The sequence below is a fragment of the Chryseobacterium sp. S0630 genome, from assembly GCF_024158915.1.
Lineage (GTDB): Bacteria > Bacteroidota > Bacteroidia > Flavobacteriales > Weeksellaceae > Chryseobacterium.
Genome location: NZ_JAMZGF010000018.1, coordinates 23,572 through 44,864, shown reverse-complemented (window position 1 = coordinate 44,864; position 21,293 = coordinate 23,572). Strand labels below are relative to the sequence as shown.

At 36.2% G+C, this 21,293-nt stretch carries 15 protein-coding genes; 7 read left to right on the top strand and 8 right to left on the bottom strand.

What is annotated here, in order from left to right; all coding sequences use genetic code 11:
- Positions 1-175 precede the first annotated feature (175 nt).
- The 7 genes from recG to NK356_RS10295 all read right to left on the bottom strand — a co-directional run bounded on the left by recG (position 176) and on the right by NK356_RS10295 (position 11,667).
- Positions 176-2,263, bottom strand: coding sequence for an ATP-dependent DNA helicase RecG (recG, locus tag NK356_RS10325; protein WP_034693646.1), 2,088 nt, complete (start codon positions 2,261-2,263; stop codon positions 176-178).
- Positions 2,264-2,426: 163 nt separating this feature from the next.
- A complete protein-coding gene (locus NK356_RS10320) occupies positions 2,427-2,960 on the bottom strand; it encodes a thioredoxin family protein (RefSeq protein WP_034693649.1) in 534 nt (177 codons plus the stop codon).
- Positions 2,961-3,001: 41 nt separating this feature from the next.
- Positions 3,002-4,513, bottom strand: coding sequence for a peptide MFS transporter (locus tag NK356_RS10315; protein ID WP_034693651.1), 1,512 nt, complete (start codon positions 4,511-4,513; stop codon positions 3,002-3,004).
- A gap of 23 nt (positions 4,514-4,536) precedes the next feature.
- On the bottom strand, positions 4,537-5,529 hold the full coding sequence (locus NK356_RS10310) for a YhcG family protein (protein ID WP_253316911.1): 993 nt from the start codon (positions 5,527-5,529) through the stop codon (positions 4,537-4,539).
- Between the two features lie 58 nt (positions 5,530-5,587).
- Positions 5,588-7,342, bottom strand: coding sequence for a peptide MFS transporter (locus tag NK356_RS10305; protein WP_079240545.1), 1,755 nt, complete (start codon positions 7,340-7,342; stop codon positions 5,588-5,590).
- Positions 7,343-7,476: 134 nt separating this feature from the next.
- Complete coding sequence (locus NK356_RS10300) at positions 7,477-9,132, bottom strand: peptide MFS transporter (protein WP_034693660.1); 1,656 nt, start codon at positions 9,130-9,132, stop codon at positions 7,477-7,479.
- Positions 9,133-9,537: 405 nt separating this feature from the next.
- The gene (locus NK356_RS10295; RefSeq protein ID WP_034693663.1) at positions 9,538-11,667 is read right to left on the bottom strand and encodes a S9 family peptidase; all 2,130 of its coding nucleotides are present in this window, start codon (positions 11,665-11,667) and stop codon (positions 9,538-9,540) included.
- 221 nt (positions 11,668-11,888) lie between these two features.
- Between NK356_RS10295 and NK356_RS10290 the strand changes: the two genes are divergently transcribed.
- Positions 11,889-12,362 (top strand): hypothetical protein, encoded by a 474-nt coding sequence (locus NK356_RS10290; RefSeq protein WP_034693667.1) that lies wholly within the window; start codon positions 11,889-11,891, stop codon positions 12,360-12,362.
- Between the two features lie 10 nt (positions 12,363-12,372).
- Positions 12,373-12,561, top strand: coding sequence for a DUF6496 domain-containing protein (locus tag NK356_RS10285; RefSeq protein ID WP_034693670.1), 189 nt, complete (start codon positions 12,373-12,375; stop codon positions 12,559-12,561).
- 67 nt (positions 12,562-12,628) lie between these two features.
- On the opposite strand, the gene glgP is transcribed toward NK356_RS10285, so the two are convergent.
- A complete protein-coding gene (gene glgP, locus NK356_RS10280) occupies positions 12,629-14,293 on the bottom strand; it encodes an alpha-glucan family phosphorylase (RefSeq protein ID WP_034693672.1) in 1,665 nt (554 codons plus the stop codon).
- A gap of 204 nt (positions 14,294-14,497) precedes the next feature.
- On the opposite strand from glgP, the gene NK356_RS10275 reads away from it, so the two are divergent.
- The 5 genes from NK356_RS10275 to NK356_RS10255 all read left to right on the top strand — a co-directional run bounded on the left by NK356_RS10275 (position 14,498) and on the right by NK356_RS10255 (position 21,249).
- Complete coding sequence (locus tag NK356_RS10275; RefSeq protein ID WP_034693680.1) at positions 14,498-15,295, top strand: hypothetical protein; 798 nt, start codon at positions 14,498-14,500, stop codon at positions 15,293-15,295.
- Positions 15,296-15,486: 191 nt separating this feature from the next.
- Positions 15,487-17,589, top strand: a complete 2,103-nt coding sequence (locus NK356_RS10270) for a T9SS type B sorting domain-containing protein (protein ID WP_253316910.1) — start codon at positions 15,487-15,489, stop codon at positions 17,587-17,589.
- Positions 17,590-17,674: 85 nt separating this feature from the next.
- Positions 17,675-18,265: a DUF1572 family protein gene (locus tag NK356_RS10265; protein WP_034693686.1), complete on the top strand. Its 591-nt coding sequence runs from the start codon at positions 17,675-17,677 to the stop codon at positions 18,263-18,265.
- 66 nt (positions 18,266-18,331) lie between these two features.
- On the top strand, positions 18,332-19,678 hold the full coding sequence (mtaB, locus tag NK356_RS10260; RefSeq protein WP_034693689.1) for a tRNA (N(6)-L-threonylcarbamoyladenosine(37)-C(2))-methylthiotransferase MtaB: 1,347 nt from the start codon (positions 18,332-18,334) through the stop codon (positions 19,676-19,678).
- 53 nt (positions 19,679-19,731) lie between these two features.
- A complete protein-coding gene (locus tag NK356_RS10255) occupies positions 19,732-21,249 on the top strand; it encodes an FMN-binding glutamate synthase family protein (RefSeq protein ID WP_034693692.1) in 1,518 nt (505 codons plus the stop codon).
- The last annotated feature ends 44 nt before the right edge of the window (positions 21,250-21,293 follow it).

Sequence of the window (21,293 nt, the reverse complement as noted above, 5' to 3'; positions counted from 1 at the left end):
TAATAGTTATGGTTTTAGCTCATTATTATATTGTTATATAAATATTTTCACACCACATCACAAAATATTAAGCCTGAACTATTAAAATAAATTTTTTTTGGACATACCAAAAGTAATTTCTTCTAAATAACAGTTTTATAAGGGGGCCGCAGGAAGTTTTTTTCTGCGGTTTTTTTTATGATATTTTACTCCACTTATTTTTTCCTTTGTAGTATCTGATATAATAATTTTTGATGATCAGATTGTCTGGTCTTGCAAGCATAGGATCTGCTTCAAGTATTCTTTCTACCGTATTTTTGGTTGTTTTGATGATCGCAGAATCATTAATAAGATCCAGTCTTTTAAAATCTACCACACCACTTTGCTGAGTTCCCAATATATCTCCGGGACCACGAAGCTGCATATCTACCTCAGAAATTTTAAAACCGTCATTGGTTTCAGTCATTGTTTTAATACGCGTTCTGCTTTCTTTTGATAATTTATCGGAAGTCATCAGGATACAGTAACTCTGTTCGGCACCCCTTCCTACACGCCCTCTGAGCTGGTGAAGCTGTGATAGTCCGAACCTTTCTGAGCTTTCAATCACCATTACCGAAGCATTCGGAACGTTTACTCCAACTTCAATTACCGTTGTTGCAACCATTATTTCAGCTTTTCCCGAAGCAAAATAAGCCATAGCAGCATCTTTTTCATCCGGTTTCATTTTCCCGTGAAGCATTGTCACATTGTATTCTGAGAAATAATCCATGACATGTTCCAAACCTTCCATCAGGTTTTTATAGTCCAACGTTTCCGATTCTTCAATGAGAGGGTATACGAAATAAATCTGTCTGCCTTTCTTGATTTCATCTTTACAGAAGTTATACACATACAGTCTGTCTTTTTCCCTGCGGTGCGCAGTAATAATAGGCTTTCTTCCCACTGGCATCTCATCAATCACAGAAACATCCAGATCAGAATAAAAACTCATGGCCAGAGTTCTTGGAATAGGAGTAGCGGTCATCACGAGAATATGGGGTGGAATCTTATTTTTAGCCCACAGTTTAGCCCTTTGAGCAACCCCGAATCTATGCTGTTCATCAATAATGGCTAATCCCAGGTTTTTAAATTTAACCTTGTCTTCTAAAACGGCATGAGTTCCTACCAAAATAGAAAGACTTCCATTTTCCAGTTCTTCATGGATAATTCTTCTTTCTGCTGCTTTGGTAGAACCTGTGAGAAGGCGGATATTGATTCCTGTTTTTTCCAACAGCTCTTTAATCCCATTGTAATGCTGTTGGGCAAGAATTTCCGTCGGAGCCATCAAACAGCTCTGAAAACCATTATCCATGGCGATCAGCATGGTAAGAAGGGCAACCATTGTTTTCCCTGATCCTACATCTCCCTGCAAAAGCCTGTTCATCTGAATCGGCCTTTTCATATCCATTCTTATTTCCTTTAAAACTCTTTTCTGTGCGTTGGTAAGCTCAAAAGGAAGATGGCTCTCATAAAAATCGTTGAAGTGATCTCCAATAATCGGGAAAGGATTACCATGAGACTGTGTTTTATGATGGAGTTTCTTTAAGCCATATCCTAACTGAAAGAAAAATGATTCTTCAAATTTCAATCTGTAATCTGCTTTATCAAAATGTTCCTGATCTTTTGGAAAGTGAACATTCAGAAAAGCATGTTGTCTTGACATGAATTTAAAGGTTTTCATCAGATAATCCGGGAAATTTTCTTCAATAAGACTTGGAATCTCTTTGCAGATATTTCTTAAAGCATTCTGGAAAAACCTTTGATTTAATCCTCTTTTGGTTAGTTTTTCAGAACTCGGATAAATGGGTTTAAGACGAGTGTCTCCTTCTTTTTTTTCTTCTGCTTCAATTTCCGGATGCGGCATAGAAAACTGGCGGTTGAAAACATTGATCTTTCCAAAAATATAAACTTCCTTGTTGATCGGAAGCTGTTCTTTCAACCACTTGGAATATTGAAACCAAACCAGATCTATACTACCAGTTTCATCATTGAACTTTGCAGATAAGCGCTTGGTTTTACCGGTCTGAATTTCCTGTACCTGAGTAATTCTTCCTCTCAATTGTATTTCCTGGCTGGTTTCTTCTTTGAGTTGAGAAACAGTATAAATTTTACTTTTGTCCAGATAACGGATAGGGTAGAAATTCAACATATCTTCTACAGTAGATAAACCCAACACACTTTTGATGAGTTTGGCTCTTTCCGGACCTATTCCTTTTACATATTCTATGGAGGTTTCGAGATTCATTTTCAGGTTTCAGGATACTAATTTTCGAATTTTTTGATCCTTATTTCGGATAATAGAAATAAAGGTTCGAATTTCGGTAAAATAAAAAAGACTTCCAAAAAATTGGAAGCCTCTATAGTGAATTTTTAGAATTGAAACAGAAAATCAGGTTTCAAAGTTCTAATTAATCTTTTATTTTAGATTTGAATTTTTTCTGGTAATCCTCCCATTGTTCTCTGGTCTTAATCTTTTTAAACAAATCTTTGGAGATCAGTTCCAGATAAGGTTCCAGTTCTTTGGCAGACAGTTCTCCCTGAAGAATGGTAATGGGATCGCCATGTTCATCCAGAAATACGGTACTTGGAACAGCTCCTACATTCATATACTGTGTAAACTCATGCAGAGAATTCTTTCCCTTTTTATGTTCAGAATTAGGATTTGAAAATGTTCTTCCAAAGATTTCAATGCTCTTTTTTTCTTCTGCATTAAACTTTACAGGATAATAATTCTCATTTAAAATCTGAGCAATTACAGGGTGACCATACGTTTTTTTATCCATGATTTTACATGGACCACACCAGTCTGCATAGAAATCAATTAATATTTTTTTGGGACTTTCCTTCTGGGCTTTTAAAGCTTCTTCAATGGTCATCCACTTTACCTGGGCAAAACTAAAATTTAATAAAAATAAGAGTAGTATGCTTAAAATTTTCTTCATATTGTGATATTTGGATAAAAATAAGCATAATTACTTATTTTTTATTTTACATCTTGCATTAATTTTTTCACGTACGGAGATATCAAAATTAATACCACTCCGGCAATTACCGCATATAATCCCAATTGTTTATATCCATCAGTATAAGTGATCAATTCATCATAGTTGGTAGAACCTTCTTTGGCTGTGGCAAGACTGGCCCCGATAATTCCTGCAACATACTGTCCATACGCAGAAGCAAGGAACCACATTCCCATCATCATTCCCTGAAGATTTTTAGTGGAAAGTTTGGTCATGATGGATAATCCGATAGGAGAGAGGCATAATTCTCCAAGGGTAATGATAAGCAATGCCAGTGTGAAGAAATTCAGTGAAGTGATTCCCTGAAGGTCTGCAAAAAGACGGGTTGCAAACAAAACATAATATCCTAATCCTAAGAAAATGAATCCTAATCCGAATTTGATAATCGTGTTGGGTTCAATTTTTCTTTTGTTCAGCCAGATCCAAAGAAGTCCGATCAATGGAGCAAGGAAAATAATGAAGAATGCTCCTCCTGAGTTGTTTACACCATTTGGGTCTAATCCCAGAAGGTCTTTATTCAGGTTCTTAGCTGCGAAAATACTTAAAGAACCTCCACTTTGCTCATAGATTCCCCAGAATATGATTGAAAATATAATAAATACTAAAGCTGCCCAAAGTTTTTTGCGTTCAGAAGCGGTTACTTTAGACATTTCATAGAATAAATAGATTAAGGTTAATGGTCCGATGGTCCACATGAAATAATCTGTATATTCTGTCTTGGCTACCATGGTCATGATGATAGGAACGAAAATTAAAGACAAAACATATACTCCATACTCTTTCCATTTTGGTATTGGAGCTGTTTTTTCTTCTGCTAAAGGATGTCCCGGCTGTAAACCAATAGTACCCAATGTTCTTTGTGTGAATACAAAATTAATTAAGCTCACCACCATTACTATTGAAGCAAGTCCGAAAGCAATATGCCATCTCATCTCTTCTGCAATGATATTGCCCAGGAATTCTCCTTTACCGATTGCGATACACAAATAACCTCCTAATAATGCACCAAGGTTAATTCCCGCATAGAAAAGTGAGAATCCTGCATCTGCTCTTGAGTCATTTGGTTTATAAAGCTGTCCTACCATAGATGAAATATTAGGTTTGAAGAAACCTGTCCCTACTACGGTGAATGCTATTCCTAAGAAAAAGAATTTGTGGGGATCGGTAGCAAGAATTAAACTTCCTACGATCATCAGAAGGCCGCCCCAGAACAAGGATTTTCGGAATCCTAAAATTTTATCGGCAAAAAGACCTCCTACAAAAGTAAAGGCATATACGAATGCCTGGGTGGCTCCATATTGGAGGTTGGCTTCTTTTTCATGGAAATTAAGCTGGGAGATCATAAAGAAAACCAGCATTCCACGCATTCCGTAGAAACAGAAACGTTCCCACATTTCAGAGAAAAACAGGCTCCAGATTTGTCTGGGATACTTTCCTTTGAAATTTTGTATTTCATCTAAAGTTAAGCTCATAATGATATATGATTAAGTTCTAATTAAGGGTTTTTATCTTTCTGATCCAGTTCAAAACGGATTCTGTCCTGGTCAATAATTTGTTTTAATTCTTCTTCTTTTGGGAGGTACAGCAGGTATTTGCTGGCAAATAAATTGTTTTTATCATTCAAAATGGAATATTTTACAATAGTTTCATCTTTTTCTGAACATAATAAAATTCCAATGGTTGGGTTATCTCCTTCACCGCGTTTCAGGTCATCATACATTCTCACATACATATCAATCTGCCCAATATCCTGATGGGAAAGTTCCCCTGTTTTCAGGTCGATGATCACAAAGCATTTTAAGATGTAATTATAGAAGACAAGATCAATATAGAAATCTGAGGTATCAGTTGAAATATGTTGTTGTCTGGCTACAAAAGCAAATCCTTTCCCGAATTCCAGTAAAAACTTTTGGATGTGATCAATAATGGCTGTTTCGATTTCTTTTTCGGAGAATTGTTCATCAGCTTTTAACCCAAGAAATTCAAAAATATAAGGATCTTTTAAAACACTGTGAATACTTTCCGGAGAAGATTTTTTATGTTCCAAAACCCTTTCGTAAGCAAGCGAATTGATTTGTCTTTTGAGATCTCTGTAATTCCAGTTATTTTGAACGGATTCGTTGATATAATAATTCATTTTATCAGCGTGGTCAAGCCTTATCAAGAGTCTATAGTGTGTCCAACTTAATTGTTGACGCAATGCGTCAACAATTGGAAATGCTGTGTAAAATTTCCGCATATTGGATAGATTGGTATAATCAAACCCTTTTCCAAATTCCAAAGTGAGTTTTTCAGAAAGTTTTTTCAGCGTATATTTTCCATACTGTGCACGTTCTTTTCCATTCTGTTCATCTTCAACAATAAGTTTTCCAATCTGCCAGTACGTGAGCAGTAGAGTAGAATTCGCTATCCGAAAAACTTTTTCGCGCGACTGTCTAATGATTTCCTTTACGGATTGGAATAAAGAATCTTCGGAAATTTCCATCATACGAAAATAAAAAAAACCTCTGACTTGGCAGAGGTTTTATTATATTTTGTTGATACAATTAGTTTACACCATGCATCATTTTCTTCAAGATAGGTGAAATTAAACCTAAAATAACAGAAGCAATACCACAAAGTACTACGAATACCATGAAGAATTCGAATAGATTGTGAATCTCAAATCCTACAAAAGTAGGGTTGTGTAATGGAAGCTGAGCTTTATCGAAAGCGGCAACCTGATCAGCTGTCAGTGTTACTTTTTTATCCAAAACATCCTGTAAATTAACACCCATTTCTTGAGCTTTTTTGAATTTATCACCTGTTGCAGGGATAAGTGCTCCTAATGAACCTGCTAATGCATAACCAGCAGCGTTAGAAATGAAGAAAACACCATATAATAATGAAGCAAATCTTTTCGGAGCCAGTTTACCAACCAGTGATAAGCCAATTGGAGAAAGACAAAGCTCACCACAAGTCTGGATGAAATAGAGTAACATTAACCATTTGATGGCTAATAACCCTGAGTTTCCAAGATCTTTTACATTGTGTGCAATGATGAAATAAGAAAGTGCGATCAATGCTAATCCCATTGCTTGTTTGAATGGAGATACTGGCTCTTTTCCTTTAGCTCTTAACTTGTCCCAGCATAAACTGAAAGGAACAGCTAAAAGAACTACGAAAATACCGTTGAAGATCTGTACCATTGAAGGAGGCATATTCCATCCGAAAATGTTTCTGTCAGTCTGGTTATCTGCAATAAATGTTAATGAAGATCCCGCCTGCTCAAATGCAGCCCAGAAGAAAATAATAAAGAATGATACAATATAGATTACCCAGATTCTCTGTCTTTCCACCTTGTTTTCAGCAGAAGACATAATTAAGAATGCAAGAGCAATACCAGCCGAATAGATGAATGGATAAATGATCCCTTTAATCAACTGTCCCATTTCTACGGAGTTGAATCCAAACTCACCTACAAGAAGGTATCTGAAAACGAAGAATAAAACAACAAATATTCCTCCGGTGATTCCTAAAGCCTGACCTGAGAATTTAGCAGTTTGTGTTTCTCCTTCTTCGAAGTCAGCACTTGTATTATTTTTTGGTAACCCTCCGATAGGTCTTCCTTCCGGAGTTACTACGTATTTGTTTTTAAGGATAAAGAATGTAATTGTTCCGATTACCATGGCAATAGAAGCAGCTAAGAATCCCCATTTGAAAGCGAAGATATCTCTTACTCCAGTTGCAGCATCTTTTACGTCTCCTACGTATGGACAGATAAACTGACCTAAGAAAGCCCCGATGTTGATCCCCATATAGAAAATGGTGAAAGCAGAATCCAGTTTAGATTTTTCCTGCTTCGGATAAAGGCTTCCTACCATTGAGGAAATATTTGGTTTGAAGAATCCGTTACCGAAAATAATAACGAATAACGCCAGCCACATGATAAGTTTGGCACTTCCAATATCCGCAGAGAAAGTAGAGGCACTGATGAATAATAAGAACTGGCCGATAGCCATTAACGATCCTCCGATGATGATGGCATATCTGTTTCCGATATATTTATCAGCAATAAATCCTCCTAAAAGAGGGGTTAAATAACATAAAGCTAGAAATCCACCATAGATGATCGCTGCATCAGCTTCTTTTATCAATAAGGAATTTACCATGAAGAGCGTCAAAAGAGCTCTCATTCCATAAAAGTTGAAACGCTCCCACATTTCTGTTCCGAAAAGAACCCATAATCCTTTAGGATGCCTGGAATTCTTATTCTCTACAAATTCATCCGGTTTCGGACTCAATGCTTCAATATTATCCATTTCTATTGTTAATTTTTGTTAAGACTGACAAATATAGTTTATTTTGGGTTTTTGGCAAGGTTTTAATTTTATTTTTAAATAAAAAAGCTGCGGAACTCTTCCGCAGCTTACTTATCTTTATAATATTAAGGATTTTAATGCCCTTTTTCTGTCATAATTTTATTCAGCCTTTTTAACATAGAAAGGCCTAAAAGTGTAGCAAATATTAACAAAGCGAAGTTCACAAGGAAATAATTCGTTTTGTTTTCGTAATTGTACCATGTGCTTGCCAGGATTCCGGAAAGTTTATTTCCCACAGAGTTAGCAAGGAAAAATCCTCCCATCATCAATGCCGTAATTCTCGCTGGAGAAAGTTTAGATACAAATGAAAGTCCCATTGGAGAAAGGCATAGCTCTCCGATGGTAATCACTCCGTAGCTGGCAACAAGCCATAGAGGAGAGACTTTTACAGATCCATTGTCTCCGGCCATTACTGCTAAAACCATTACCAGACAAGAAAGTCCTGAAATGAATAGCCCTAAAACAATCTTAGTAGGCGTTAAAGGTTCTTTTCCTTTTCTTCTCAGCAATGCCCAGAATCCTACAATAACCGGGGTTAAAGCAATAACCCAGAATGGATTGATAGACTGGAATAATTCTGTATTGTATAAATATACTTTGTTTTCAGGGTTTTTCTCAAGAGCAGCACGTTGTTCGGGAGATATGTTTTTAAAATAAACATCTTTTCCCATTTCTTTCTTTGTTTCCCCGTTATCATCTTTTTGAGAACGGAACTGATTGTCATAAACAGGAGTTTCCTTATCTTCATAACTTTTCCCTTCCACCATATAAATTCCTTCCAATGGTTTTTCAAGAGAAGCAGGAACACTTCTATCCGTATAATAATTAGCCCATCTTGTTAAAGCGGTACCATTCTGTTTGAAAACAGCCCAGAAGAACATACTGATCAGGAATACAGAAAGTAATGCTCCGATAGAGGCTTTTTCATCTGGTTTAGCTTTAAAATAAAGAGAAGCATAGAAATAAATAACAGGTATACAAGCGAAAATAAAGGCATCCGTACTATCACTTCCGAAAATATTTCCAGGAATAAACCAACCTATTGCCCCGGCAGCGATAGCAGGAACGAATACTTTGATCAGAATTTCAGAAAGTTTGGTATCTCCTTCCTGTACAGGTTTCATCTGTGCAGCGTGGATATAATGTTTTCTTCCGATAGTAAAAATAACCATTCCGATAAGCATTCCTACTCCAGCAGTGATGAAAGCTTCACCCCAACCGAATTTATTACGCATGAAAGCCGCAATAATGTTACAGATAAATGCTCCGATATTGATTCCCATATAGAAAATATTGTATCCCGAGTCTTTATTTGCTTTATAAGGCTCTTCAGAATAAAGATTTCCTAGTAAAGTTGAAATAGTAGGTTTAAAGAAACCGTTTCCAATGATAATTAATGCCAGGGAAGCATAAAACAAAGGCAAATCTTTAAAAACTCCCATTCCTATATATCCTGCAGCCATTAAAAAGCCTCCGAGATAAATAGATTTAATATACCCTAAAACCCTGTCAGCCAGGAATCCTCCAATGAATGGAGTCAGATAAGTTAAGGCAATATAAGTTCCGAAAATGTCATCAGCAGTTTTATCCGGAAGTCCAAGTCCGCCTTTCATGCCCGTAGGTTCAATAACATAGAGAACAAAGATTCCAAGAATCAGGTAATACCCGAAACGCTCCCACATTTCTGTAAAGAATAGATAGGGTAGCCCTTTAGGATGTTTAGTCTTCATATAATCAATTTTCAAATTTCCCAAAAATAAGTTTTTAATTTCAATTGATAAAATAAATAATACATACCTAAATGATTAATGAAATAAATAGAAAACCATTTTGGTCTGTAGTAATAATTTTATTTTAAATTGCAGATTTTAAATGATGAAAAAGTTATTATTAGGAACATTTATTTGTTTTTCTCAAAGCAACAGGTTTGCGTATGATGTTGTATACAAGAAAGATTATTATTATGACTCTGTCACTCTGAATGTAACGAAGTGAAATGAAGGATCTAAGCCGCGTATGAGATTCTTCCTTCGTCAGAATGACAATAGTGTGCTGTAAAATATCCTTAATACCAGATAAAAAAAATCCCTTTCAGAAATTCTGGAAGGGATTTTTATGAGATGTACGTTGAATACTTATAAATTATTCAAAATAAAATCCGTCATTTTCTGATACAATTGAGGTCTTGTCTGTCCACCATAAATTCCATGGTTTTTATCCGGATAAGCCATGAAATCAAACTGTTTTTTGTTTTGAATCAAAGCTTCAGAGAATTCCATAGAGTTCTGGAAGTGAACGTTATCATCAGCAGTTCCGTGGATTAATAAGAATTTACCTTTCAACAGATTCGAATATTCTGTAGGAGAGTTTTTATCATATCCATCAGGGTTTTCCTGAGGTGTTCTCATAAATCTTTCTGTGTACACAGAGTCATAATATCTCCAGTTGGTTACCGGCGCTACAGCAATTCCTACTTTGAAAACATCGGCACCTTTAGTCATTGCTAAGCTGGTCATATAACCCCCAAAGCTCCATCCAAACATTCCGATTCTGCTTTTATCAATATAAGATTGATTCCCGAACCACTTGGCTGCAGTGATCTGATCTTCGATCTCATATTTTCCTAAATTCATATAGGTTACTTTCTTATATTTTGCTCCTTTGTAACCCGTTCCACGTCCGTCTACACAAGCAACAATATATCCTTTTTGTACAAGGTGATTGAACCACATGGCATTTCCGTTGTCCCATGAGTTGGCAACCTGTTGAGATCCTGGGCCGGAATACTGGAACATAAATAAAGGATATTTCTTATTCGGATCAAAGTTTTTAGGCTTCATGATCCAGGCATTCATCTGATCGCCTACAGCATTGGGAATCGTAATGAATTCTTTTTCAACAAAATTATCAGTCTTCAACTTCTGAAGCTGATCATTGTTGTTCTGAAGTTCTTTTACTGCTTTTCCGTTACCGTCTTTTAAAACGTATGTATAAGGTTTTGCAGCTGTAGAGGAAGTTTCAATGAAATAATTATAGTTTTTGCTGAAGTTAGCAGAATTGTTTCCTTCTGCATTAGAGATCAGCTGAGTTTTTCCGTTTTCAATATTTACTTTGGAAATCACCTTATTAATACTTCCTTTTTCAGTAGTCTGAACGTAAATTTCTTTAGATTTTGGATTAAAACCATAATAATCCGTTACCTCCCAGTTTCCTTTTGTGATCTGTTTTTTCAACTTACCGTCTTTATCATACCAGTAAAGGTGACGGTTTCCATCTCTTTCAGAAGCCCAAAGGAAAGAATCGTCTTCAAGGAATTCAAGAGTAGGGCTGTCTGTATCAATCCATTTATCATCAGTTTCAGTAAACAGTTTCTGAACTGCTCCTGTTTTGGTATTTACTTTTAAAATATCCGAAGCATTCTGGATTCTTTCAGAAGTAATTAAAACAATCTCATCAGGCTTTGCGGTCTGGAATACATTCGGAATGTAATAGTTTTTGAAAGAACCTAAATTCAGCTGCATCGTTTTCCCGTTATCAAGACGGTATAACTGTGCTGAAACTACAGAGTTCTTTTCACCTGCTTTTGGATATTTATAACGCATCTCAGCAGGGTAAAGGTTTTTCCCGTAAATCGGAATATAGATTTCCGGAACCTGGCTTTCGTCAGACTTCACAAATACGATGGCATCAGAATTTTTTGTCCATTCATATTGTCTTGCATGCCCGAATTCTTCTTCATATACCCAATCTGCCAAACCATTCAGGATAGAGTTCTTTTTACCATCCGTAGTAATTTGTGTGATTTTTCCTGAGCTAAGATCCTGATAGAAAAGATTATTGTCAGATATAAACGCCACTTTTGTAGCATCTGGTGAAAATGTTGGCTCCTGAACCGGTTTTCCTTCATTCAGGCTTATTACTTTCCCGGATTTTAAATCTTTTACATCAAATTTTCCCAGAAAAGAATGTCTGTAAATAGGCTGGCTTCCTGTCTGTAAAAGGATTTTAGATTCATCATCAGAAAAAATATAGCTTTCAAACCTTCCATCCACAAGATTTCCTTCCTTTTGTGAAGTTTTATAAGAATATTTTGCAATTCCTGAAGGTTCAATGACAAGATAGTTCTCTCCGTTTTTCATAGATGAGATTCCTGCAATCCCTTTCCCACGGTAATATCCTGAATATATTTTATCTAAAGTAATTTCCTGTGCTGAGATATTTTGAAATACGGCAGCAACAGTAAGAGTTAAAAGGAGTTTTTTCATTTTCAATTTTAATGATTCCAAATTTAATAATTCTTACTTACATAACCATATAAAATAAAAATCAGGACCTGATATCATTTTTTCTTACTCTTTCAGGAAAATGTTTTTTAGTTTTCGAATCTGGAGTAATTGAAAATATTCATTAATGAAATTTCTTTAAAAAGCCAATTTGGCAAAAAAATTGAATATATAATAAGTATAAATCAAATGAAATAATAATTATGGAAACGAATGCATACAACCAGAAACTGAACCGTTATGTATTAAACGACCAGATTGTTTATACAGGTTTTTCCAGCTTTAGCGATGCCGAAGAATGTGCTCATAAAAAAGGAGGAACATTGGTAGAAGTGGTGTTTAGAGACGGAAATGATAATCCCGAAATTACAGATGAAGCGGGTTTGATAGAGAAAAAAATTCATTACTATGTGTATGCAGGCGATGAGTATAAATTTATCCATTCTTCAGATCCGGGATTCAGAAAATATGCGGATGAGCTGCAGAAAATAAAAGCACGAAATGATAAAACCAGTCCGGACGAACGATACTTTGCTAATTTTGAAATTGAAAATATAGAAGACCCGATTATTGTGATCAAAAATGATCAGTTTGAATCGGTAACATCGAGAGAGCGTTCAAAATATTTGAAGCATGCCTGTGTTTATGAACTAGGGGTTTCCCTGCCAAAATCTTAAAAAAAAGATCATGAGCAAAACAAAATATTCAGATAAAGCTCAGGACAAAGTAGGAGAAGTAATGCACGAATTCAAGGAAGGAAAACTAAAATCGTCTTCCGGAAAAAAAGTGACAGACAGAAAGCAAGCCATAGCCATTGGTATTTCTGAAGCGAGGGAAGAAGGTTTAAAAGTACCTTCAAAGAAAAAAAGCAAATAAACTTCAATACAAAATGCCCGGAAATTTTTTCCGGGCATTTTGTATTGAAAAACGAAAAATAAATAGATTATTTCGTTTCATTATAAAGTATCCTGTAATATTCATCTGCCATCCTGTCGCTGTTGAAATGATCTTTCACATCATTCATTGCATTATGCTGAATTTTTCTCCATTCATCAGGGCGATCATAATACGTGGGAAGAATTTCGTTTTCAAGGATTTCATACAATGTATTTAAATCATAATTATCCTGTTCATAAATGCTCATATTCTGATAATCTGCTTTAGGAACAACGAAAGAGTTTTCTCCATGCTTTGCAAATTCAGGGATCCAGCCGTCGTCTGTGGATAAATTGACAGAACCGTTCATGGCAGCTGTCATACCGGAAGTTCCGGAAGCTTCCCTTGGAACCCTTGGGTTATTAAGCCATACATCAGAACCTTGTTTTAACGATTTACTTAAAGAAAGCTCATAACCCGTAAGAACAGCAATATTTTTATGGTATTTACTTTCTTCCACCAGGGTGTTGAATGTAGAAATTGCTGAGTAGTCCATTGGATAAGGTTTTCCTGCCCAAATGATCTGTACCGGATATTTTGGATGATTCAGAAGTCTGTAAAATCTTTCCTTGTCATGCAAAAGAAGTTCTGCTCTTTTATAGCCTGCAAATCTTCTTGCCCATACAATCGTAAAGACATTGGGATTAAATAAATTTCCTGTTTGATCAGCCACAATACTGAACAGTTTTTTCTTTAAATATTTCTTGCGGAAATCGAAAGCAGTGGCATCATTTTCATCTTTTGCATTGTATAAAGGTTTATCAGACCAATATTTAAATTCCTGAGCATTGGTAATAGAGGTGATTTCACAGATTCCCGGATATTTATTCCACATGGCTCTGGAAACTACCCCATGAAGCTGGGAAACACCATTGGCCATTCTTGCCATTCTTAAGGCACAGAGAGAGTGATTGAAACGGTCATCATCAGATCCTTCAATCTTTTTTACTTCTTCCATGCTGTATCCTGAAAAATAGGACATATCATAACATAATCTGAAACTATGCTTTTCATTACCTGCTTCTTCCGGAGTATGAGTGGTGAAAACGAGTTTTTCTTTCACTCTATTAAGGTCTCCGTTATATTTTCTCAGAAGATGAAAGGCTGCCGGAAGTCCATGGGCCTCATTAAGATGGTAAACCTCTCTTTCAATATTCATTTCATCCAGTAACTTGGCGCCTCCTTTTCCCAGTAAAATATATTGTGCAAGTTTTGTGGATTCATTGGCATCATACAATTTGTGACAGATCGTTTTTGAAACGTGATCATTTTCCGGAACATCTGTGGAAAGGAAAAACATAGGTGCCGTATTGAAAATCTCAGGATCAAGATACCAAACCTTTACCCAAACCGGAGCACTGTGGATTTCGATTTGGAATTTTATTCCGGTGTCTTCAAGAAAACTGTACATTTTTCTCGTCCATACAGGTTGTAAAGTCTGATCGTGATTTCTTGCCTGGTCATAATAACCGAACTTCCATAAGATACCAATTCCGATAAGATCCTGCTTAAGATTATAAGCGCTTCTCATGTGAGATCCTGCCAGAAAGCCAAGTCCTCCCGAATATATTTTCAGTACCTGCTCAAGAGCAAATTCCATTGAGAAATAGACGGTCTTTTTTGAATATTGAGGATTGATCGTGTAGGGTATTCTGAAATTCCTAAAATCCATAAATGTGGGTTTGTGTTTAAAAAGACAAAGGTATTAATTATGAAAATAAACTTTACATTAATTAATCGATAAATTAATTAAAAAACTAAGTATTGAATTGTTTTTTTACTTACCTTTAAGAGTGTAAATTTTTGATTATCAAAAACTTTTAATAATGAAAGCCATTGGCTGCATGTGTTCTTTAATTAAATAAAAAAATCACACATGAAAAAGACGTTTTCTGAAGAAGATCTGATCAAGAATCTGAGTTTATATTACCTGAACCGGCATTTGAAAAAAAAGCCCATAGAGAAGTATCACCGTACCATAGACGAATCTCCGCTGCATGACCGTGAAAAATACAGAAAGAAATCCGAGATTCTGCTTCTCAATTCTTTTATGCATCACTTCCCCGAAGTGAAATTTGAAAACCTTACCTGCGAAAGTCCAGACTTTATCGCCAAATTAAACGACAAAAAAATCGGAATAGAGCTGACCGAAGTGATCAATCATCTGGAAATGAAAAAAGTAGAAAGTACTTTGAATAAAATGTTCCGTCAGGCAGAAATATTATTAGAACAGGAAGACACTACGAAATATCGTGGTGTTTATTTTTTAGAATTCCATCCGGAAACCAAATTTGATAATCTGGAAGTACAGCAGGAAAACATCATCAGCATTTATAAGAGCATCAAAAAAAATAAAGGAGTGGGCTGTGTGAAAAGTGTAAGAAAATCTTTCCATCGTAGAAATGTATTCATAACTCATGAATACAGCATGAATCTGTTTGATGAACTATGCTCCGAAAAGATTCTGGAACTCATTGAAAAAAAGAACGAAAAATTTCCTTACTACGACACCTCTGTAGATGAATGCTGGCTGGTGATTGTTTCAGATATGAATTCTATTGCTTCACGATATACCTTCATTCAGGATAAAGAACATTTGAGAGAAGTGAAAAGTCCTTTCCATAAAATATTTCACCTGGAGAATTTGTGCGGAAATATTACAAGCATAAAGTAGATTGGTTGTATTTGGTTATTTTATGATTTAATTGATTGTAAGATGAATAATTGAAAAATATTCAGTGTTTTAATTTGTAATAGTTTAAAATTATTTAGATTTTATTGTTTTTAATTAAAATAAGATTATATTTGATGTGCATTGAAAATCAATACAATGTATAACTAATGTAACCATAAAAACATTAATCTATGAGAAAATTTTTACTTTTTATACTTCTCAGCCTCTCTCATACTTTCTATGCTCAGGCCGACTGTGCTACTGCACTGTCTGTCTGTGGAAACTCAAATATTACGTATAGCCCTACAGGATATGGCAATATAAAAGAATTGGTCAACTCAGGAAGCTGTATAGACTTTACAGGGGAGCACAACTCAATCTGGTATAAAATTACAATTGCTACTGGAGGAACTCTTACTTTTGATCTGGTTCCTAATAATCCGGATGCTGATTATGACTGGGCGATTTTTGGCCCCAATGTAAACTGTGGAAGTTTAGGCTCACCAATACGCTGTAATGCTGCAACAGTTATTGGGCCAGGTCCTGCAACGGGATTAAATATGACAAGTACGCTTTTAAGTGCTGCAGGAGGTTCTTTAACTCCTTATTGCAGATATCTTGATGTTTTGCCAGGGCAGACTTATTATTTGTTTATTGACAACTGGGTGAGCAGTACCAGTTCTACAACAGCTCCGTTTTCTTTGACATGGGGAGGAACTGCAACATTGGCTTCACCTTTTACAGATCCAAATATCCAGACTCAGCCCTTTAATCCTCCTGGAATTCCGGCGGCAAATCCTGGTGATCCAAGAGAAGTGGTAATATGCTCTACAACGGCTTTATTTGATTTTTCAACATTGTCCTCTGGAATTCTCAACGGAAATCAAAATTTTGGAGTAAGCTATCATCTGAGTCAAAATGATGCTTTAACAGGGAATAACCCTATTACAGCTCCTATCACAGTAAATACAACAACTGTCTATTATTACAGCATCAATTATACCGACCCAGCCAATGCATCTAATCCGCTTAATAAGTGTAAACAGGTCGGAACATTTAAATTTAAAGATGGTTCTATTACAGCAAAAAATGCAACTTTGACCCAATGTAACAATAATAATGCAGGTACAGCTGTATTTGATTTAACCACAGCGGACGTTATTGGAAACCCTAATGTTACTAAAAAATATTATCATACGATGGCGGATCTCAACGCCGGAACCAATGAGATTACCACCCCAATGGCGTTTGTATCTGCGGAAGGAATTATTTATGTAAAAATAATATCTGAGTTTGGTTGTACTGCAGTCGCACAGATTACTTTGAAGTTTTATCCGGTAGTGGTAGTGAATGAAACAACCCTGAGATCATGCTTCATCGAAGCCAGTCCGTCTACTGCCTCTTTTAATCTTGTGAATGCTTCGGTGACCGGACAAACCAATCCGACAAAAAAATATTACCCTTCATTAACGGATGCTCTTAATCAGACCAATGAGATTCTGAATGCCAATAATTACATTGCTCCTAATGGATTTGTATATATAAGAGTTTCTAATGCTCAGGGATGTTATAATGTGGCGAAGGTTACTTTAGCGGTTATTCCACCTGTCTATTCTGATAAACTTAAAGATGTGACTATTTGTGCTGAAGACCAGACAACGCTGGATGCAGGGCCTGGATTTAAAAGTTATGAATGGAGCACAGGAGCTACTACACAAACGATCAAAGCCGGAATAGGTGTATACCGGGTAAAGCTTAAAACAGGAGAATGTGTTACAACACAGACTGTAAAAGTACTTCCTTCTGAACAGCCGGTTGTTTCCGGTATTGATATCTCAAATAATACAATCACGGTATCTGTCATAGGAGGAACTCCAGCCTATAAATATTCAATAGATAATATCATCTGGCAGGATTCCAATACTTTCAATAATCTGTCAAGAGGAGATCATAAAGTATACGTAAAAGATGCCTTTGATTGTGATCCGATTGAGATAGGAATTGTTGTCCCTAATCTGATCAATGTGATTACCCCTAATGCAGACGGAATAAATGATGTGATTGATTATTCAGCCTTGGCTAACAAACAAAATCTGATCATGAATGTCTTTGATCGTTATGGAAACAAAATTTTCCAGGCAGACAGATCCAATGGCTATAAATGGGATGGTACTCAGGGTGGAAGAAGAGTCCCTACAGGAACATACTGGTATTCTATCACATGGAATGAAAATGATAAAAAGAATACAGCCATTAAATTCACAGGTTGGGTATTGGTGAAAAACAGAGAATAGTATATAAAACAGATAGAAAAAACCACTTCAATCGAGGTGGTTTTTATTTTTAAAAGTTTTTAAATTAGTTATCAAAATAGAAAGAATGAAAGACCTGTTTGTAAAACGTTTTGAATACTATAAATCTCTTGGTGATAAAACCTTTGAACAGTTAACAGATGAGCAGATGTTCTGGCAGTATAATGAAGAAAGTAATTCTATTGCCATTATTGTGAAACATCTTGCAGGAAATATGCTTTCAAGATGGACCAATTTCCTCACTGAAGACGGAGAGAAATCCTGGCGTAACCGTGACGGAGAATTTGTCAATACCTTTACCACTAAAGAGCAAGTTCTGGATTTTTGGGAACAGGGTTGGAAATGTTTCTTTGATGCTCTTGATAAAATAAACGAGGAGAATCTCTATTCCACAACGTATATCAGAGGAGAAGCACATCCGGTTATTGATGCCGTTCTTCGTCAGTTGGCTCATTATCCTTACCATATCGGTCAGATGGTTTATATCGCTAAAATGATAAAGAATGAAGATTGGAATACGCTTTCAATTGCCAGAAACCGATCTCAACAGTTTAATACAGAAATGAAAACCAAATTTTCAAATCAGGATCCGGAGACCAATTCATCACCCGTCTGCTTTCAAAACAGCCCCGAAGTAAGAGACGAATATAAACAATAGATTGAATCAATCTTGGATTCTTATTAAAATTACTATCTTTGCACCCATAAAATTCAGGAGTAACAAATGTCTACTTTTCATAGAACTGCCGCGTTTCATACACTTGGCTGCAAATTAAACTTTGCAGAAACATCTACTATTGCCCGTCAATTAACAGATGCAGGTTATGATAAGGTAAGCTTTGATGAAAAAGCGAATGTGTATGTTATCAATACATGTTCTGTGACAGAAAATGCTGACCGTGAATGTAAACTTCACGTGAAAAGAGCAATGAAAGCCAATCCTGAAGGACTGGTTGTAATTGTTGGGTGCTATGCACAGTTAAAACCTGAAGAAATTTCACAGATTGAAGGAGTTGACCTTGTTTTAGGAGCAAAAGAAAAATTCAATATTCTGAGCTACCTTGACGATTTGGAGAAATCTGAAAGTGAAGGTGTTGTTCATTCCTGTGAAATTGAAGAAACCGATTTCTTTATCGGAAGTTATTCTATAGGAGACAGAACCAGAGCTTTCCTGAAAGTACAGGATGGCTGTGATTATAAATGTACCTATTGTACCATTCCGTTAGCCAGAGGAATTTCACGTTCCGATACCATCGAAAACGTTCTCAGAAATGCGACAGAAATTGCTGCAAAAGACATCAAAGAAATTGTTCTTACAGGGGTGAATATCGGTGATTATGGTAAAGGAGAATTCGGAAATAAAAGACACGAGCATACCTTCCTTGATCTTATTTCTGAACTGGATAAAGTAGAAGGAATTGAAAGAATTCGTATCTCTTCTATTGAACCCAATCTTTTAAAAGATGAAAGTATTGAGCTGGTTTCTAAAAGCAAAAGCTTTGTTCCGCATTTTCATATCCCGTTACAGTCCGGAAGCGATGATCTCTTGAAAAAGATGAAACGTCGTTATCTCACCAAGCTTTATAATGACAGAGTGAACAAGATCCGTGAGGTTATGCCTCATGCGGCTATCGGTGTGGATGTTATTGTAGGATTCCCGGGAGAAACGGAAGAAAGATTTATGGAAACTTATAATTTCCTTAATGAGCTTCCTATCACTTACCTTCACGTATTTACCTATTCTGAAAGGGAAAATACAGAAGCCGCAGCCATGGAAGGCGTAGTTCCTGTTGCAGAAAGAAAAAAACGTAATAAAATGTTGAGAATTCTTTCTGAAAAGAAGAAAATGGCATTTTATCAGACACAACTTGGAAAAACGCTTCCTGTTCTTTGGGAGCATGAAAATAAAGACGGGAAAATGTTCGGCTTCACAGAAAACTATGTGAGAGTCCAGAAAGACTTTGATCCTGCATCCATCAACCAAATTGAATTTCTAAATTTAGAAAAAATCCTGTCAGATGGCACGGTTTCTGTGCAATCTTCTTACCAAAATTTTTTAGCAAAAGCATAGGCTCTTTGCAAAAATTCTACTAAATTTATTTTTAAACTTTAAATACTACATTCATGAGAGATAAGTTTTTATCTTGGGGAATTGTATTAGTAGTTGCTACATGGATTATAGCAATACTGATCAGAGCGCATTACTGGATACCAACGCTGTTATCCGCAATTTATGCATTGGGTGTTTACAATGCTTACCAATCGAAACATGCTATTTTGAGGAACTTTCCTGTATTGGGATACTTCAGGTATTTTTTCGAAAGTATTTCACCCGAAATGCAGCAATACTTTATAGAAAGGGAGACAGATGGGAAACCATTTCCAAGAAACCAGCGTTCTGCAGTATACAGACGTGCAAAAAATTTAAGTGATACTGTAGCTTTTGGTACACAGCTGGAAGTAAATCACAGAAAATACGAAGGGATCAAGCATTCTATTTATGCAAAATCGCCATCAGAAGAACTTCCGAGAGTATGGGTAGGAGGAGAGCAGTGTACACAGCCTTATCATGCTTCTTTATTCAATATCTCTGCGATGAGTTTCGGAGCTTTGAGTGACAGAGCACAGATCTCACTGAACAGAGGAGCTAAAAAAGGAAACTTTTACCACAATACAGGAGAAGGAGGAATTTCGTCTTATCATATGGAAGGAGGAGATTTATGCTGGCAGATTGGGACAGGGTATTTTGGATGCCGTGACGCAGAAGGAAAATTCAATCCTGAATTATTTACAAAATATTCCACCCTCCCGAATGTGAAAATGGTGGAAATTAAATTATCACAGGGAGCAAAACCGGGACATGGAGGAGTTCTTCCAGGAGTAAAAAACACACCGGAAATTGCAGCAATTCGTCACGTAACACCGGGAATGACTGTTATTTCACCACCCTCACATAGCGCTTTTTCTGATGCGGCCGGACTGCTGAGGTTTGTACAGCAATTAAGAGACCTTTCCGGAGGAAAACCGGTTGGCTTTAAACTTTGTATTGGTGATACCAAAGAATTTGAAGATATCTGTGTACAGATGAATGTTCTGAAGATTTATCCTGATTTTATCACTATAGACGGAGCAGAAGGAGGAACAGGAGCTGCACCACCAGAATTCTCTGATGGAGTAGGGATGCCTTTAGAACCTGCGTTGATCTTTGTGAACAGAACGCTTAATAACTATAATCTGAGAAGTAAATTAAGAGTGATCGCCAGTGGTAAAGTTCTTACCAGCCTTGATATTCTGAGAGCAGTTGCAATGGGTGCAGATATGTGTAACAATGCCAGAGGATTTATGTTTTCTTTAGGATGTATTCAGGCGTTGAGATGTAACTCAAACAACTGTCCTACAGGAGTAGCAACACAGGATAAAATGCTGATTAAAGGACTGGATGTGACGGATAAAGCTGAAAGAGTATATCACTTCCACAAAAATACACTTCATACCTGCAATGAACTGATTGCTGCTGCAGGAAGAAGCTCTTATGAAGAAGTGGATGCTACCATGTTTATGAGAGGAGATGAGTTTGACCACCTTGCAGATTTATACTTCCCTGATATTTTAGGAAATGTAAAACAGAAAGCAAGATCGTAATTCTAATTGATACTAATAAATAAACATCCCCCAAATAACAATTT

Bases quoted from the DNA above. Each gene is read 5' to 3' on its own strand.
- NK356_RS10310 (WP_253316911.1), bottom strand. From the start codon at position 5,529: ATGATGGAAATTTCCGAAGATTCTTTATTCCAATCCGTAAAGGAAATC.
- recG (WP_034693646.1), bottom strand. From the start codon at position 2,263: ATGAATCTCGAAACCTCCATAGAATATGTAAAAGGAATAGGTCCGGAA.
- NK356_RS10315 (WP_034693651.1), bottom strand. From the start codon at position 4,513: ATGAGCTTAACTTTAGATGAAATACAAAATTTCAAAGGAAAGTATCCC.
- mtaB (WP_034693689.1), top strand. From the start codon at position 18,332: ATGTCTACTTTTCATAGAACTGCCGCGTTTCATACACTTGGCTGCAAA.
- NK356_RS10320 (WP_034693649.1), bottom strand. From the start codon at position 2,960: ATGAAGAAAATTTTAAGCATACTACTCTTATTTTTATTAAATTTTAGT.
- NK356_RS10270 (WP_253316910.1), top strand. From the start codon at position 15,487: ATGAGAAAATTTTTACTTTTTATACTTCTCAGCCTCTCTCATACTTTC.
- NK356_RS10295 (WP_034693663.1), bottom strand. From the start codon at position 11,667: ATGAAAAAACTCCTTTTAACTCTTACTGTTGCTGCCGTATTTCAAAAT.
- NK356_RS10255 (WP_034693692.1), top strand. From the start codon at position 19,732: ATGAGAGATAAGTTTTTATCTTGGGGAATTGTATTAGTAGTTGCTACA.
- NK356_RS10285 (WP_034693670.1), top strand. From the start codon at position 12,373: ATGAGCAAAACAAAATATTCAGATAAAGCTCAGGACAAAGTAGGAGAA.
- NK356_RS10265 (WP_034693686.1), top strand. From the start codon at position 17,675: ATGAAAGACCTGTTTGTAAAACGTTTTGAATACTATAAATCTCTTGGT.
- glgP (WP_034693672.1), bottom strand. From the start codon at position 14,293: ATGGATTTTAGGAATTTCAGAATACCCTACACGATCAATCCTCAATAT.
- NK356_RS10300 (WP_034693660.1), bottom strand. From the start codon at position 9,132: ATGAAGACTAAACATCCTAAAGGGCTACCCTATCTATTCTTTACAGAA.
- NK356_RS10290 (WP_034693667.1), top strand. From the start codon at position 11,889: ATGGAAACGAATGCATACAACCAGAAACTGAACCGTTATGTATTAAAC.
- NK356_RS10275 (WP_034693680.1), top strand. From the start codon at position 14,498: ATGAAAAAGACGTTTTCTGAAGAAGATCTGATCAAGAATCTGAGTTTA.
- NK356_RS10305 (WP_079240545.1), bottom strand. From the start codon at position 7,342: ATGGATAATATTGAAGCATTGAGTCCGAAACCGGATGAATTTGTAGAG.